This window comes from Streptomyces sp. Edi2 (assembly GCF_040253635.1).
Taxonomy (GTDB): Bacteria; Actinomycetota; Actinomycetes; order Streptomycetales; family Streptomycetaceae; genus Streptomyces.
The window spans coordinates 4,709,735-4,722,965 of record NZ_JBEJGX010000003.1; the positions used below are offsets into that span (position 1 = coordinate 4,709,735).

Annotated in this window: 15 protein-coding genes; 13 read left to right on the plus strand and 2 right to left on the minus strand. The window is 69.7% G+C overall.

Features of this window, described 5'->3' with window-relative positions:
* Positions 1-146: 146 nt before the first annotated feature.
* On the minus strand, positions 147-839 hold the full coding sequence (locus tag ABR737_RS24170) for a PepSY domain-containing protein (protein WP_350252207.1): 693 nt from the start codon (positions 837-839) through the stop codon (positions 147-149).
* A gap of 302 nt (positions 840-1,141) precedes the next feature.
* Here ABR737_RS24170 and ABR737_RS24175 point away from each other — a divergent pair, with 302 nt between their 5' ends.
* The 7 genes from ABR737_RS24175 to ABR737_RS24205 all read left to right on the plus strand — a co-directional run bounded on the left by ABR737_RS24175 (position 1,142) and on the right by ABR737_RS24205 (position 5,337).
* Positions 1,142-1,402, plus strand: a complete 261-nt coding sequence (locus ABR737_RS24175; protein WP_350252208.1) for a DUF7683 domain-containing protein — start codon at positions 1,142-1,144, stop codon at positions 1,400-1,402.
* A 125-nt stretch (positions 1,403-1,527) separates the two neighbouring features.
* Positions 1,528-1,752 (plus strand): cold-shock protein, encoded by a 225-nt coding sequence (locus tag ABR737_RS24180; RefSeq protein ID WP_350252210.1) that lies wholly within the window; start codon positions 1,528-1,530, stop codon positions 1,750-1,752.
* Positions 1,753-2,097: 345 nt separating this feature from the next.
* On the plus strand, positions 2,098-2,406 hold the full coding sequence (locus tag ABR737_RS24185) for an SUKH-4 family immunity protein (protein WP_350252212.1): 309 nt from the start codon (positions 2,098-2,100) through the stop codon (positions 2,404-2,406).
* 239 nt (positions 2,407-2,645) lie between these two features.
* The gene (locus tag ABR737_RS24190; RefSeq protein WP_350252213.1) at positions 2,646-3,254 is read left to right on the plus strand and encodes a hypothetical protein; all 609 of its coding nucleotides are present in this window, start codon (positions 2,646-2,648) and stop codon (positions 3,252-3,254) included.
* 105 nt (positions 3,255-3,359) lie between these two features.
* Positions 3,360-3,770: a DUF4186 domain-containing protein gene (locus ABR737_RS24195; protein WP_350252215.1), complete on the plus strand. Its 411-nt coding sequence runs from the start codon at positions 3,360-3,362 to the stop codon at positions 3,768-3,770.
* Positions 3,771-4,003: 233 nt separating this feature from the next.
* A complete protein-coding gene (locus tag ABR737_RS24200; protein ID WP_350252216.1) occupies positions 4,004-4,468 on the plus strand; it encodes a GNAT family N-acetyltransferase in 465 nt (154 codons plus the stop codon).
* 110 nt (positions 4,469-4,578) lie between these two features.
* Entirely contained in the window at positions 4,579-5,337 is a 759-nt protein-coding gene (locus tag ABR737_RS24205) for a class I SAM-dependent methyltransferase (RefSeq protein ID WP_350252218.1), read from the plus strand.
* 165 nt (positions 5,338-5,502) lie between these two features.
* Here the strand turns inward: ABR737_RS24205 and ABR737_RS24210 are convergent, their stop codons facing one another.
* On the minus strand, positions 5,503-6,516 hold the full coding sequence (locus tag ABR737_RS24210) for a bifunctional DNA primase/polymerase (protein WP_350252220.1): 1,014 nt from the start codon (positions 6,514-6,516) through the stop codon (positions 5,503-5,505).
* Positions 6,517-7,362: 846 nt separating this feature from the next.
* On the opposite strand from ABR737_RS24210, the gene ABR737_RS24215 reads away from it, so the two are divergent.
* The 6 genes from ABR737_RS24215 to ABR737_RS24240 all read left to right on the plus strand — a co-directional run bounded on the left by ABR737_RS24215 (position 7,363) and on the right by ABR737_RS24240 (position 13,099).
* A complete protein-coding gene (locus tag ABR737_RS24215; RefSeq protein WP_129295224.1) occupies positions 7,363-7,668 on the plus strand; it encodes a hypothetical protein in 306 nt (101 codons plus the stop codon).
* Positions 7,669-7,894: 226 nt separating this feature from the next.
* Positions 7,895-9,145, plus strand: coding sequence for an acyl-CoA dehydrogenase family protein (locus ABR737_RS24220; RefSeq protein WP_350252222.1), 1,251 nt, complete (start codon positions 7,895-7,897; stop codon positions 9,143-9,145).
* Complete coding sequence (locus tag ABR737_RS24225) at positions 9,142-10,311, plus strand: bifunctional MaoC family dehydratase N-terminal/OB-fold nucleic acid binding domain-containing protein (RefSeq protein WP_350252223.1); 1,170 nt, start codon at positions 9,142-9,144, stop codon at positions 10,309-10,311. Before ABR737_RS24220 ends, ABR737_RS24225 begins: the two co-directional genes overlap by 4 nt.
* Position 10,312: 1 nt before the next feature.
* The gene (locus tag ABR737_RS24230; RefSeq protein ID WP_350252225.1) at positions 10,313-11,557 is read left to right on the plus strand and encodes an acyl-CoA dehydrogenase family protein; all 1,245 of its coding nucleotides are present in this window, start codon (positions 10,313-10,315) and stop codon (positions 11,555-11,557) included.
* Positions 11,544-11,936 (plus strand): MaoC family dehydratase, encoded by a 393-nt coding sequence (locus tag ABR737_RS24235; protein ID WP_350252227.1) that lies wholly within the window; start codon positions 11,544-11,546, stop codon positions 11,934-11,936. The genes ABR737_RS24230 and ABR737_RS24235 overlap by 14 nt, the downstream gene beginning before the upstream one ends.
* Entirely contained in the window at positions 11,933-13,099 is a 1,167-nt protein-coding gene (locus tag ABR737_RS24240; RefSeq protein ID WP_350252229.1) for a lipid-transfer protein, read from the plus strand. The genes ABR737_RS24235 and ABR737_RS24240 overlap by 4 nt, the downstream gene beginning before the upstream one ends.
* Positions 13,100-13,231: the final 132 nt, after the last annotated feature.

Here is a 13,231-nt window from a genome sequence, read left to right on the forward strand (position 1 = left end):
CGGCCGGGTTGAGCGAGATACCTGAAGTCTCAGATCGCCTCGCTGAAAGCGACGAAGGGGCCGCGTACGCCGGACAGTAGGCGCGCGGCCCCTTCGGGCTCTGGAAGGGGGAGGCTTCAGGCAGGCGGCTGCGGCCTGATGTCTGATCAGTCGTCGTGGCCGTCGTGGCCGTCGTGGCCGTTGTTGTCGTCCTGGTCGACGTGCTGGTCCAGGACCTTGCCGCCGGCCGCGTCGATGGTGACGTCGTGGCTTTTGTGGTCCTTGCCGAGGACATCGACCTCCCAGACGGTGGAACCGTTGCGGTCGTTGTCGTCGAGGCTGTAGGAGACGACGGTGCCGGGGACGGCCTTCAGGGCCTTGTCGGTGGCCTTTTCGTGGCCGATCTTGTCGGACTTGACCAGGGCCTGGGTTTCGGCGGCGTCCTGGGCGGCGTCGTCGTCGCGGTCGGTGTGCTTGTTGAGGACCTTGCCGTTGCCGGCGTCGATGGTGACGTCGTGGTTCTTGTGGTCCTTGCCGAGGACGTCGACCTCCCAGATGAGGGAGCCGTTGCGGTCTGCGTTGTCGAGTTCGGCGGAGGTCGCGGTGCCGGGGACGGCCTGGAGAGCCTTGGCGGTGGCCTCGGACTGGCTGATCTTGTCGGCCTTGACCTGCGCGCGGTCCTTGGCGGTGTCGTCCAGGTGGCGCTCGTTCTGGGCGAGCTGGACGGAGGACTGCGGGGCCGGGCCCTCGTTGTCCGCGAAGGCGGTCGCGGCACCCGTGCTGCCGATCAGTGCGACGGCGGCGGCCGTGGCGAGGACGACGGCGCGGGGGGTGAGCGTGCGCTTGGCGGTGGCCTTCATGGGGACGTTCCTCCGGATGGTGTCGCGTCTGTTCCGTCGGCGGGCCCTGTTGCGCCCTTCCGACATTCATCACGGTGCCGAACCGAACCTGAACGCAGCCTGAAGTCCTGAAGCGCCCTGCAGGTTCCGGTCCCGGAACGGGCGAGGGGGCCATGGGGAGCTGTCTGCTGCCGCGATGTGGCCGAGCCCGTCATGGGCGCTCCGCTCACTGACCCAACGTCGCGGCCCCAACCCAGGCAGGGCGCCGGCCAATGCCCCGCAATCGAGAATCGACCTTACGCGGCCGCCCTTACGCTGAGGCCATGGTCAGGGAAGAACCGCACGTCGTTTGGTCGTTGGACGGTTTCAGCAAGCAGGACGAGTTCTTGCGTATGCAGCGCGCCATCAGCCGGGAGCAGACCATCAAGCTTCGCGAGGTGATCAGCCCGGATGCCGACGACCCCTGGATGACCTACTGCTACGACGTACCTCTCGATGCCTGGACCGCAGTGGAAGAGATCCTGCAATGCGGCCCGCTTGATCCATGCCTTGATTACCAGATCTCTGCCGGCGCCGGCGATTGATCGACGGATTTCAGTGGTCACCGTGCCCTGCCGTGCACGAACTACCGGGAAACGACGGGGAGTACCGCACGATCACGGTGCACGGAGCGTGCACCGGTGCCGATGGACTCCGTAGGGTTTCGACCATGGTGACTGCGACTGTTCGCGAGTGGCGTGACGAGGAAGGCTGGGGCGTGCTCGACTCCTCTGAGACACCCGGCGGCTGCTTTGGGCACTTCTCCGACATCCAGATGGCCGGCTTCCGCACGCTGACGCCCGGACAACAAGTCGACCTCACTTGGGAAGCCCCCGGCTTCAAGCAGGATGGGTACGACTACCGCGCGCTGGCCATCGTGCCTCGGCTGGCCTGACATCTGCACCTGATCTCTGCACCTGATCTCTGCACCTGACGCCAACGGCGGGGCATGTCCACGCTCCTCCGCAGCCCGCTGGGACCTCGCGTCCTGCACCGTCGAATGCAGCGGCGCTTAGTTGATCGAACTTCTCAAGTGGTGCGCACCGCACCAGCTGGGGCTCACTCAGGCTGGGCGGGTTGTCAGGTAGGCGTCGTTCAGGACGTGTGCGATGGGTCAGGCCCTGAAGCCTGCAACCCGGTTGCTCGGCGGATCGCCGTATGGTGAAGATCGTTTGCGTGACGACGACTCCGCACAGCAGGCGGCCCGGAAGAGGCGCCTCTTCCTCATGAAGGAGCTTCGATGAGCGATAGGAACACCCCCTCACCTGTGGGCCCCAGGACTCCGGAGGAGGCCGTGGAGATGGCTCGCCCCCACTACGGCTGGCGTCGGCCCGACGGCAGTGCCGGGCAGCTGATCGCCCGGGAATTCAGCCACGGGTACATCATCCTGCCGGACCAGTTCCCGCCTGCCGCCTCGCCGTCGCAGCCGCCGCCCGCGGTGGGATGCGCTGTCATCGACAAGGAGGACGGGAGGATCACACACCTCCCGTACATGGGAGTGGAGGGAACCGCCCAGTTCTACCTGCAGCAGCGCGGACCACGGGGCTGACGAACCGGGTGGAGCGAGCTCGCCACCCAGGAAAGAAGATTGATGAAGAAGCCTCTGAGGCCGGCCGTGCTCGTGGGTGACGATGTCGCCCTGGCATTCGCTTCCGTCGCAGTCTCCGCACCGATGGCCTCAGCTGTCGGCTCGTCGGCCTGTACAAGTGAAGAAGCAGGGGAAAGCCGCCCCATGGTTTCAGCCAGCGGACAAGACGATCTGACGTCTAGCGCTATGGGGGCTTGTCGGTGAGGCGTCCGATCCAACATGCGGTCGTCGGGGCTGCTCTGGTGCTTGCGTGCGTTGCGTGTGCATCGGGGGAGGGCGAAGGCAAGCGTTCCGACCTTCCCTCGTCCGCCTCGGTCGAACCTTCGCGGCTATTGCGGCTTCCGGTGGTTGATCTGCCGGACGATCCGCTATCCGAGCAGGACGGATTGAACGGACCGGAGAAGCGGAGGGTGATCGGGGAAGTCCGCAATGGGGCCGACCGGATCATCGTTTACGTCACGGGGCAGAAATGCGGTCTGGCGACGACTCGTGAGGGCGACCAGGAGAATCTTTCCCTTCACGTGCTTGGCGCTTGGCCGGAAGATGGTACTCAAGGTGCTGTCGCCCTTCCCTACGGTCCCTACTCGCATACGTCGGCTAATGGGTCGGGCGGCACCTGGGCATCTCTTTCCTGTGGGAAGGATGCAATGGTGGTGAAGTTCTCCTCCCCGAACGTATCCAAGACTTTGAAACATCGGGGTTCGCTTGATGTCGTCAAGTCGGCGAGCGCGGAGCGTTCTGTGTCCATTGTCGTAGGGACGGGAGCGATCAGGGAGAGGGTCAGGGCTGCTCTGCAGGACCATTCCTGAGTCGGCGGATACTCGGTGGACGCCGCCTGCTTCCCCTGGCCGGCTCATGCGCGCGACTTCGGTCGTAGGATCGAGGGGAGCACCGTCTTTCCCGGGAACCTTTCGATGTCTGATCCGCTGCCTCGCTCGCTTGATCAACGGCTGGACGCCCTTGCGCGGCATCCGTTTCGTGCGAAGTTTCATCTGCGCGGTCGCGAGCGGGCCACTGCCGAGTTGAGCGGACCGTCCACGATGCGGTGGCACGCCTACGACCTCATTGCCAAGCGGCTGGCGCCGGCCGAGCCGTACAAGGACGGCAAGCAGACCCCTTACCGCGGCCACCCGGTATTCGTCGCTCAACATGCGACTGCGACGTGTTGTCGTAGTTGCCTCCAGCGCTGGCACCAGATTCCCAAGGGACGGGAGCTGAGTCGCTCGGAGCGTGCGTATGTGGTGGGCGTGATCTGTCGCTGGATCGAGCGCGAGGTGGCGGGCGAGGGCTCCTCGGGGGCGGCGATTCCTGACGGTCATTCCTGACGCACTGCTGGTGCATTCCCGGTGCATTCCCGGTGCATTCCTGAATTCCTTCTGATGCTGATGGTCTCCTCTCGGAAGTGGGGGAATGGCGAAAATTTGGCGGTAGGGGTTTTCTCGTGCCGTAGAGTGGTGGCGGGGAATTGGATTTGACTGTCGTTGAGATGTGGGAAGTGGGCAGAGTCGCCGTGGGTGCGCGTAGGGCGGGGGCGGTAGGTGGGGTGGGGCCGGGGCACGTGGTGATCCGGCGGGCCGAGGAGCGGGATGCGGGGCGGCTCACGCGGCTGGTGCGGAGATCTCGGGCCTATGAGGGGCGCTATTCCGCGATGGTCGAGGGGTATCGCGTGGGGCCCGATTACCTCGTGGCGCATCGGGTCTTTGTTGCCGTGGAGGAGTTGGCCGGTGAGGAGGGCGGCGGTGAGCGGGTGCTGGGGTTCTATTCGCTGATGGTGGAGCCGGCCGAGCTGGACTTGATGTTTGTGTCGGACCAGGCGCAGGGGTACGGAATCGGGCGCCGGCTGGTGGAGCACATGCGGGGGGAGGCGCGGAGCGCAGGGCTCGGCAAGGTGCGGGTGGTTTCGCATCCGCCTGCCGAGGGCTTTTATCGCAGTGTGGGTGCCAGGTTGGTCGGAACGGTGCCCGCGAATCCGCCGGCGGTGAGGTGGGATCGGCCGGAGTTCGAATTCGTGGTGGTCGATTAGGAGGAGAAGGCGGGGAGGGGAAGGGGGAGGGGGAGGGGGCGAGGAAGCGGGCGTCGGGCCGGGGGAGTAAATCGGTGGCCAGGCGGTTTCCTTGCAGCGAGTGTGGAGGGATGACGCGATCTTTTGAGGAGCTGGTGGCCGAAGCCGATGCCGTATCGGTTGAGGGGTGGGATTTCTCGTGGCTGGCGGGGCGGGCCACGGAGGAGCGGCCCTCGTGGGGCTATCAGCGGGCGATGAGCGAGCGGTTGGCGCGGGCGTCGGCGGCGCTGGACATCCAGACGGGCGGCGGGGAAGTGCTCGCCGGGGCGGCGAAGCTACCGCCGGTGATGGTGGCGACGGAGTCCTGGCCACCGAATGTCGCCAAGGCCACGGAGCTGTTGCATCCGCTCGGCGGGGTCGTGGTGGCCGACGCGGATGAGCCGCCGCTGCCGTTCGCTGATGCGGCCTTCGACCTGGTGACGAGTCGCCATCCGGTGACCGTGTGGTGGGAGGAGGTCGCCCGCGTGCTGCGGCCCGGGGGTACGTACTTCTCCCAACAGGTCGGACCGGCGAGCGTGTTCGAGCTGGTCGAGTACTTTCTGGGGCCACAGCCGGAGCACGTCCGGCGGGCCCGGCACCCCGAGGATGCGCGCCGGGCGGCGGAGTCGGCCGGCCTGGAAGTGGTCGATCTGCGTGCGGAGTCGCTGCGGACCGAGTTCTTCGACATCGGGGCGGTCATCTACTTCTTGCGCAAGGTGGTGTGGATGGTCCCCGGGTTCACTGTGGCGCAATACCGGGAGCGCTTGCGGGAGTTGGATCAGGTGATCCGTGCGGAGGGGGCGTTCGTGGCGCATACGACCCGGTTTTTGATTGAGGCGCGTCTGGGCTGATTGTGCGTTTTTCCCTCCCTCTGCCTCTGCCCCCTCCCCATCCCCCTTCCTCTTCCCTTCCTCTATCGCCCCTCCGCCGTTTTTCCCTAAGGGCTCCCGTGCTTGCTTCCCCTACGGGTTCCTGCGGCCGGCTTCCCCTACGGGTGCTGGGCCCCGCTTCTTCCCCTACGGGATCCCGCGCTCGGCTCTCCCCTGGCGCTCGCCGCCCACCTGCCGGTGGCGGGCCGCCGAGGCGATTGTGGCGCGTGCCTCCTGTGCTGACAGGCCGGTGTGGCGGGCGGCTTCCATCAGTCGGGCGCTGAGTTCCTGGCCGAGGCCGGACTCGTCGGCGCGGCAGGCGGCCCAGAAGAGGCGGGCATTGCGCTGGCCGGCGGGGGAGGCGCGGACGAAGCGTACGAGCGCCGCGGCGTGCTGGGGCGGGACGCCGGGCGGGGGCTCGCGGCGGGCGGACGGGGGCGGAGCCGTGAGGAGTGCGAGCAGGGCGTCCGGTACGGGGGCGGGTCGCTGCGGTGCGTCCGGCGCCAGGGCGTAGTGCCCGTGGACGGTGAGCGAGCCGGGGCCCACGAGATAGCCGCCCGCGCCGCGAATATCGATGCCGGGCGCGAGCCGGCCGGCCGAATTCGCGATGACGGGGGATGGCGGGCCGGTGAGCCAGAGGTGGCGGCCGCCGCTGGGGGTGAGCACCGTGACCGTGGGCGGGATCGGGAAGCCGTGCTGTTCGGCGAGGAAGCGGAGGGCGGTCAGGCCGTCGGCGCCGTGTTTGGTGTCGAGGTCGATGCCGATGAGGTGGTGCGGGGGCCGTCCGCAGGCGAGGCCGTAACCGGTGGCCCAAGGGGCGGCGGCGAACATACGGCGGACGGTGAGCGGGTCGGTGCTCGCGTCGTGCACACCGTGCCCGAGCCGGCCGCACTCGCCGCGGCAGGGCGGGACCTCGGGATGCCCGCGGTGTGGTGACCGGAGGGCCGGAAGTTTGTTGCGGGTCAGTGGGAAGACCGGGTAGCCGCGTTCGGCGGCAAGGAGGGCGTGGTCGAGCGCCGCGGCGCGCGGATCCGTGGGGTCAGTGGCTGGGGTGGGTCTGGTGGCTCCGGTGGGTCGGGTGGATTCGGTGGGGCGGAGGGCGAGGTGCGGCGGCTCGGGTCGGTCCTCTGGTGACGCCTCGGGGTGGTTCCCCGGCGGCACCTCGGGTCGGTCCTCCGTCGGCCGGCCGGGGCGGCCCTCCACCGGCGGGCCGGTCGGCCTCTCGGTATTCGGTGTGCCGACCGGTGTGTCGGCGTTCGGTGGCTCGGTCGGAGTGCCGGTGTTTGGCGTGCGGTCCGGTGTCCCGGCGTACGGCGGCCCGGCGGGTGTCCCGGCGGGTGTCCCGGCGGGTGTGCAGGCCGGTGTTCCGGGGGCTGGTGAGGCGGCCGGTCTGCCGGTCGGGGTTCCGGTGGGGCGTCCATGGCGGCGGTGCAAGGCCATGGATCTATTTTCGTACGAATGTTCGATGAAGGGAAGGGGGGCGCGTGTGAACCGGCCCGTGCGCCGGTTGTGGCGGCCGGGCGTGCGGGGCGCGCGGACGCGTGGAGGGCGGGTCGTGGTGGGGTGCGGTGCCGCCGAGAGGCTGCCGACGGGGAGGTCGTGTGGTGGCCGGGGTTTACCCGGGGTTCCTCATGCTTGCGAGGGAATCGGGTCTTCGTGGCGGGTCCGCCGGGGATTGATGGGCAAGCCTGAGTGCGCGACGTCGAAGTAAGCATCGTGGCGGTCGGCCAACTGCCCGGTGAACAAGCCGGAGTTCGAGTTCCACCGATCCAAGCAGGCGAGAAGCGCGAACGATCCAAGCAGCACAAGGGATCCAAGCGGCACAAGGGATCCAAACAGTACATAGGAATCCAGCAGCCCAAGCGATCCACAAGCAGCCCGAACGATCCAAGTGATCCAAACGACCGAGCGATCCGAGTGGTCCGCACGATCCAGGCAACCCGACCGATCCAAGCGATCAAAGCGACCCAAGTGATCCAGCAGTCGTGTTCCGTAGGAGGAAGAGACATGGCAAGTACCCGTACCGCCCGCGTCATCGCCGTTGCTGCCGCACTGCCTTTCGCGGCCGCACTCTTCACGGGCGTGGCGCAGGCCGACAACGGCGGCTTTGCGACGGGTGGGTCGAGCTCGGCGGCGACGAGCCAGACGGGAACCGGTGTCGGGGGCAGTAACTTCGGTAACTCCACCACCGGTCAGCAGGTCGCCAACGGCGCCGGCGCCTCCAATCAGAACAACACCGCAAGCGTGAACGGCTCCGGCCCCACGCGTATCGACCAGACCAACGCCACCGTCAACTTCACCAACCTCTGGTGACACGGCCCGCCGCAAGGGGAGGCGGCGGCTGACCGAGGGGTGATACGTCAGGGGCGGTACGGAGAGAATGGGGCTTCTCCGGGGTTCACGGCGCCGACCTTGACAGCGAGCGGGTTTCTGACGGACAGTCAGAAACCCGCTCGCTCGTTCGTGCGCCAAGACCCTGTGTTCGTCCGCCGGGGACCTGTGCACCGGACGTACGGCCACCAGAAGGGGAGCCGCCGACGTGCACCTCGCCCCCACCGCGCGCCAGGAGCAATTGCGCGCCGAACTCCGCTCGTACTTCCGTGAGGCGCTGCCGGACGGGCCGGTCGAGGACCCCGTCCGGCAGCGGGCGGTGCTCCGCCGGATCGGCGCCGACGGCATGCTGGGGCTGGGCTGGCCGACCGAGTACGGGGGGCAGGGCCGCGGGCCCGACGAACAGTTCGTCTTCTTCGACGAGGCGTACCGCGCGGGCGCTCCGGTCTCGATGGTCACCCTCAACACCGTTGGTCCGACCCTGATGAAATACGGCACCCGGCGCCAGAAGGACTACTTCCTGCCGCGGATCCTCAGCGGTGAGCTCGTCTTCGCGATCGGCTATACGGAACCCGAGGCCGGCACCGACCTCGCCGCGCTCCGCACCCGCGCGACGAGAACGAGCGGGGGCGCGACGAGCGGCACGACCAGTGGCGCGGCAAGCGGGGCGGCAGGCGGGGCGACCGGAGAGTCAGGCGACGGCGACGGCCACTGGCTGATCAACGGCGCCAAGAGTTTCACCAGCAACGCCCACCGGGCCGACTGGATCTGGCTCGCCTGCCGCACCGACCCCGACGCCCCGCAGCACCAGGGCATCTCGATCATCCTGGTGCCCACCGACGCCCCCGGTTTCTCCTGGACGCCGATCGAGACGGTCGGCGGGCTGACGACCACCGCCACCTACTACGACCACATCCGCGTCCCGGCCGGGAACCTCGTAGGGGAGGAGAACGCGGGCTGGCAGCTGATCACGCACCAGCTCAACCATGAGCGCGTGGCGTTGGCGGCGATCGGTATGCAGGCCGAGGATGCCTTCGAGGCGGCGCTGGCTCATGCCCGTACGCCGGATGCGGAGACCGGTGAGCGGCCCGCCGACCGTCCATGGGTGCGGTCCCGGCTCGCCGAGGCGCACGCCCGGCTGGCCGCCACCCGGCTGCTGAACTGGCGGTTGGTCGACGACGTGGGCGCCGGGACGCTCGGGCCCGGTGACGCCGCCGGCGTCAAGTTCGCCGGGACGGAGAGCGCCGTCGAGGTCTACCGGATGTGCCAGGAGGTGGTGGGCGACGCCGCCCTGGTGCGGGCCGGTTCGCCGGGCGCGTTCCGGGGCGGCGAGCTGGAGCGGATGAACCGCGCGGCGCAGATCAACACCTTCGGGGGCGGAGTGAGCGAAGTCCAGCGGGAGATCGTCGCGTCGATGCGGCTGGGGATGCGGCTGGGGAAGCGGAGGGGGCGGCGATGAGTCAGGTGCAGCTCACCCACGAGCAGCTCAGGGCCTACGAGGGCCGGCTGACCGGGACCGCCGGCGTGGGAAAGGACCTGGTCAACGAGCCGATGATCCGGCACTGGTGCGAGGCCGTGGGAGACACCAATCCCGCCTATCAGGGGCGGGACGCCGTCGCTCCGCCGACCATGCTGCAGGCCTGGACGATGGGCGGCCTCTCCGGCCACACCGACCGCTCGGGGGCGTACGGCGAACTGTCCGCGCTGCTGGACGACGCCGGGTACACCTCCATCGTCGCCACCGACTGCGAGCAGGAGTATCTGCGGCCGCTGCGCCCCGGTGACCGGATCACCTTCGACGCGGTGATCGAGTCGGTGTCGGAGCGCAAGACCACGAAGCTGGGGACCGGGCACTTCATCACGACGCGGATGGACATCCGCGCGAACGGCGAGCCGGCCGGCACGCATCGCTTCCGGGTCCTCAAGTACGCCCCGGCGGTACGGGATGCCAAGACGGACGAGCGGGAGGGGGCACAATCACGGGCACGGGCACCTGAGCAGGCACAGGCGCACCGGCATGCGCAAGCACCTCAACAGTCGCAAGCACCTCAACAGGCACAGGCACCTCAGCAGCAGCATGCGCTTCAGCAGTCGGATGCACCTCAGCAGCCCCGGCCCCGACGGCCCCGCCCCGTCGTCAACCGTGACAACGCCGGCTTCTGGGAGGGCGTCGCGGGGCACCGGCTGCTGATCCAGCGCTGCACGGAATGCCGGACGCTGCGTTTTCCCTGGTTGCCGGGGTGCAACGCCTGCGGGTCAGCGGAGTGGGACACCGTCGAGGCGAGCGGCGCGGGAACGGTTTTCTCCTACGTCGTGATGCATCACCCGTCCTTCCCGGCATTCACGGTGCCTGCTTTCACGGCGCCCGAGTTCACGGTCCCCGAGCACGGCGCGGACGGGCCCGGCCCCCAGGCGGATGCCCCCGGTGGCCCCCACACAGAAGCCCCCGGCCCCTACGCAGTCGGGCTGATCGAGCTCGCGGAGGGGGTGCGGATCGTCAGCAATGTCGTGGGCGTCCCCGCCGACAAGGTGCGGATCGGGATGCCCGTGCGGCTCGTTTACCTGCGCGTCGACGAGGAGTTGGAGCTTCCGGTCTTCCGCGCGGACGAGGGAGGTGAGGGGTGACATGGACTTCACTCCCACGCCGGAGCAGGCGGCGGCCCGCGAGCTGGCGGCGCGGATATTCGGTGACCTGTCCACGCCGGAGCGCCTTGCCGTCTGTGGCGGCGGCACGGACGCCGCGCTGTGGAAGGCGCTGTGCGCGGCGGGTCTGCCGGGCGCGGTGGAGGAGACCGGCCTGCTCGGGCTCGTGCTGATGCTGGAGGAGCAGGGGCGTACGACGGCGCAGGTGCCGTTCGCGGCGACCTGTGTGTACGGGCTGCTGGCGATCGGCGCGCACGGTGGCCCGGAACAGCGGGCGCGGCTGCTGCCCGCCCTGCGGGACGGCGACGCGATCGCCACCGGGGCGTTTCCGGCGCGGCGCGGCGGCGTACGGGCCGAGCGCACGGCGGACGGTACGGGGCGGCTGACCGGCACCGTCCCCGTGGTGCCGTGGCTGCGCGAGGCCACCCATGTACTGGTGCCCGACGGGACGGCGCGGACGCTGTGGCTCGTACGCACCGACGACGCCGGGGTGCGGCGGGACCCGGTCGAGACCACCGCCCCGTGGTCGGCGGGCCGGCTCACCCTGGACGACGCCCCCGCCGAAGCCCTGAACGGGCGGGACGCTTCCCACCGGCCGGAGGCCACGTACACCGACACCCCCGCCGCCCCCGAGTCCGACCCGGAGGCCGCCCCCGAGGCCGCCCCCGAGTCCGACCCCGAGCCCGCCCCGGATTCCGCTCCCCAACCCGCTCCCCACCCCACCCCCTACGCCGACATCCTCGCCCTGGCCCGCACCGCCTTCGCCGGCCTCCAGGCCGGGGTCTGCGCCGGTTCCCTGGCCCGGGCGGTGTCCCACACCACCACCCGCGAGCAGTTCGGCCGCCCGCTCGCCACGAACCAGGGGGTGCAGCTCCGTGCCGCCGACGCCTGTATGGACACCGAGGCCATCCGCGTCACCGCCTACGAGGCGGCCTGGCGCCGGGACGCGGGTCTGGACGCCGGGCCGCATGCGCTGACCGCCGCCTGGTGGGCCTCCGAGGCCGGCACCCGCGTGGTGCACACCGGCCAGCATCTGCACGGCGGCATCGGCGCCGACGTCGACCACCCCGTCCACCGGCACTTCCTGTGGGGCAGACAGCTGGCCGCGTATCTGGGCCCTGGGGCAGAAATCCTGGACGAATTGGGGGAGTTGCTGACGTCACCACCTAGGGGCGTCGCAGAGCCACAGGCGAAGACGACCGGAAGGAGACCGGATGAAGGCCGGTGACGAACTGCCGACGCTCACCATCCCCCTCACCCGCACCCTGATCGTCGCCGGGGCGATCGCCTCCCGCGACTACCAGGACGTGCACCACGACACCGAGGCGGCCCGGGATAAGGGCTCCCCGGAGATCTTCATGAACATCCTGACCACCAACGGACTCGTCGGCCGCTACATCACCGACCACTTCGGGCCGCGCTGCACCCTGCGCAAGGTCGCCATCCGCCTTGGCGCCCCCAACTACCCCGGAGACATCATGGTGTTGAGCGGCACCGTCACCGAGGTGACGGACGGTACGGCAGTGGTGCGGATCGTCGGCGAGAACGGCATCGGCCACCACGTCACCGGCACGGTGACCGTCAGCCTCCCGGAGGGCACGGCATGAGCGTCCACCGCCCCGACTCCCTCGGCGGCCGGGCCGCCATCGCCGGGATCGGCGCGACCGAGTTCTCCAAGGACTCCGGCCGCAGCGAACTGAAGCTCGCCGTCGAAGCCGTACGCGCCGCGCTCGACGACGCCGGGCTGACCCCCGCGGACGTCGACGGCCTGGTCACCTTCACCATGGACACCAACCCTGAGATCACCGTCGCGCAGGCGGCCGGGATCGGCGAGCTGTCCTTCTTCTCCCGGGTCCACTACGGGGGCGGCGCGGCCTGTGCCACCGTCCAGCAGGCGGCCCTGGCGGTCGCCACCGGCCTCGCCGAAGTCGTCGTCTGCTACCGCGCGTTCAACGAGCGCTCGGGCCGCCGCTTCGGCTCCGGCGTACAGCAGCGGGAGCCCACCGCGGAGGGCGCGGCGCTCGGCTGGAACCTCCCCTTCGGCCTGCTCACCCCCGCCTCCTGGGTCGCCATGGCCGCCCAGCGCTACCTCCACACCTACGGGCTGACCCCGGACGCCTTCGGCCCGGTCGCGGTCACCGACCGGCGCCACGCCGCCCGCAACCCGGCCGCGTACTTCTACAACAAGCCCATCACCCTCGCCGACCACGCCGCCTCCCGCTGGATCGTGGAGCCGCTACGGCTGCTGGACTGCTGCCAGGAGACGGACGGCGCCCAGGCGATCGTGGTGACCTCGCCCGAGCGGGCCCGTGCGCTGCCCCACCCGCCGGCGCTGATCAGGGCCGCGGCGCAGGGCGCGGGCCGCGCCCAGGAGCAGATGACCAGCTTCTACCGCGACGACCTGACCGGCCTCCCCGAGATGAACGTGGTCGCCCGCCAGCTCTGGCGCACCGCCGCGCTCACCCCCGCCGATATCGACGTCGCGATCCTCTACGACCACTTCAGCCCCTTCGTGCTGATGCAGCTGGAGGAGTTCGGCTTCTGCGCCCCGGGCGAGGCCTCGGACTTCGTCGCCGCGGACACCCTCCCCCTGAACACCCACGGCGGCCAGCTCGGCGAGGCCTATCTGCACGGCATGAACGGCATCGCCGAGGCCGTCCGGCAGCTCCGCGGCACCTCCGTCAACCAGGCCGGCGGCCCCGCCCATGTCCTGGTCACGGCCGGGACCGGAGTCCCGACCTCGGGGCTGATCCTGGGCGCGGACGGCTGAACGGCCCCTCGGCGACGGGGCCGTGTCCGGGACGGGAGTCCACGGGGAGGGCCGTGTCCGGGGCCGAGGCCGGTCACCCGTAGGGGCCGCGTCCGGGACAGAGGCCCGTCACCAGTACGGCCGTGTCCGGGG

What these genes read in the sequence shown, in the direction of transcription:
- ABR737_RS24170 (WP_350252207.1), bottom strand. Translation starts at nt 839, where the DNA reads ATGAAGGCCACCGCCAAGCGCACGCTCACCCCCCGCGCCGTCGTCCTC.
- ABR737_RS24175 (WP_350252208.1), top strand. Translation starts at nt 1,142, where the DNA reads ATGGTCAGGGAAGAACCGCACGTCGTTTGGTCGTTGGACGGTTTCAGC.
- ABR737_RS24180 (WP_350252210.1), top strand. Translation starts at nt 1,528, where the DNA reads ATGGTGACTGCGACTGTTCGCGAGTGGCGTGACGAGGAAGGCTGGGGC.
- ABR737_RS24185 (WP_350252212.1), top strand. Translation starts at nt 2,098, where the DNA reads ATGAGCGATAGGAACACCCCCTCACCTGTGGGCCCCAGGACTCCGGAG.
- ABR737_RS24195 (WP_350252215.1), top strand. Translation starts at nt 3,360, where the DNA reads ATGTCTGATCCGCTGCCTCGCTCGCTTGATCAACGGCTGGACGCCCTT.
- ABR737_RS24205 (WP_350252218.1), top strand. Translation starts at nt 4,579, where the DNA reads ATGACGCGATCTTTTGAGGAGCTGGTGGCCGAAGCCGATGCCGTATCG.
- ABR737_RS24215 (WP_129295224.1), top strand. Translation starts at nt 7,363, where the DNA reads ATGGCAAGTACCCGTACCGCCCGCGTCATCGCCGTTGCTGCCGCACTG.
- ABR737_RS24225 (WP_350252223.1), top strand. Translation starts at nt 9,142, where the DNA reads ATGAGTCAGGTGCAGCTCACCCACGAGCAGCTCAGGGCCTACGAGGGC.
- ABR737_RS24230 (WP_350252225.1), top strand. Translation starts at nt 10,313, where the DNA reads ATGGACTTCACTCCCACGCCGGAGCAGGCGGCGGCCCGCGAGCTGGCG.
- ABR737_RS24235 (WP_350252227.1), top strand. Translation starts at nt 11,544, where the DNA reads ATGAAGGCCGGTGACGAACTGCCGACGCTCACCATCCCCCTCACCCGC.
- ABR737_RS24240 (WP_350252229.1), top strand. Translation starts at nt 11,933, where the DNA reads ATGAGCGTCCACCGCCCCGACTCCCTCGGCGGCCGGGCCGCCATCGCC.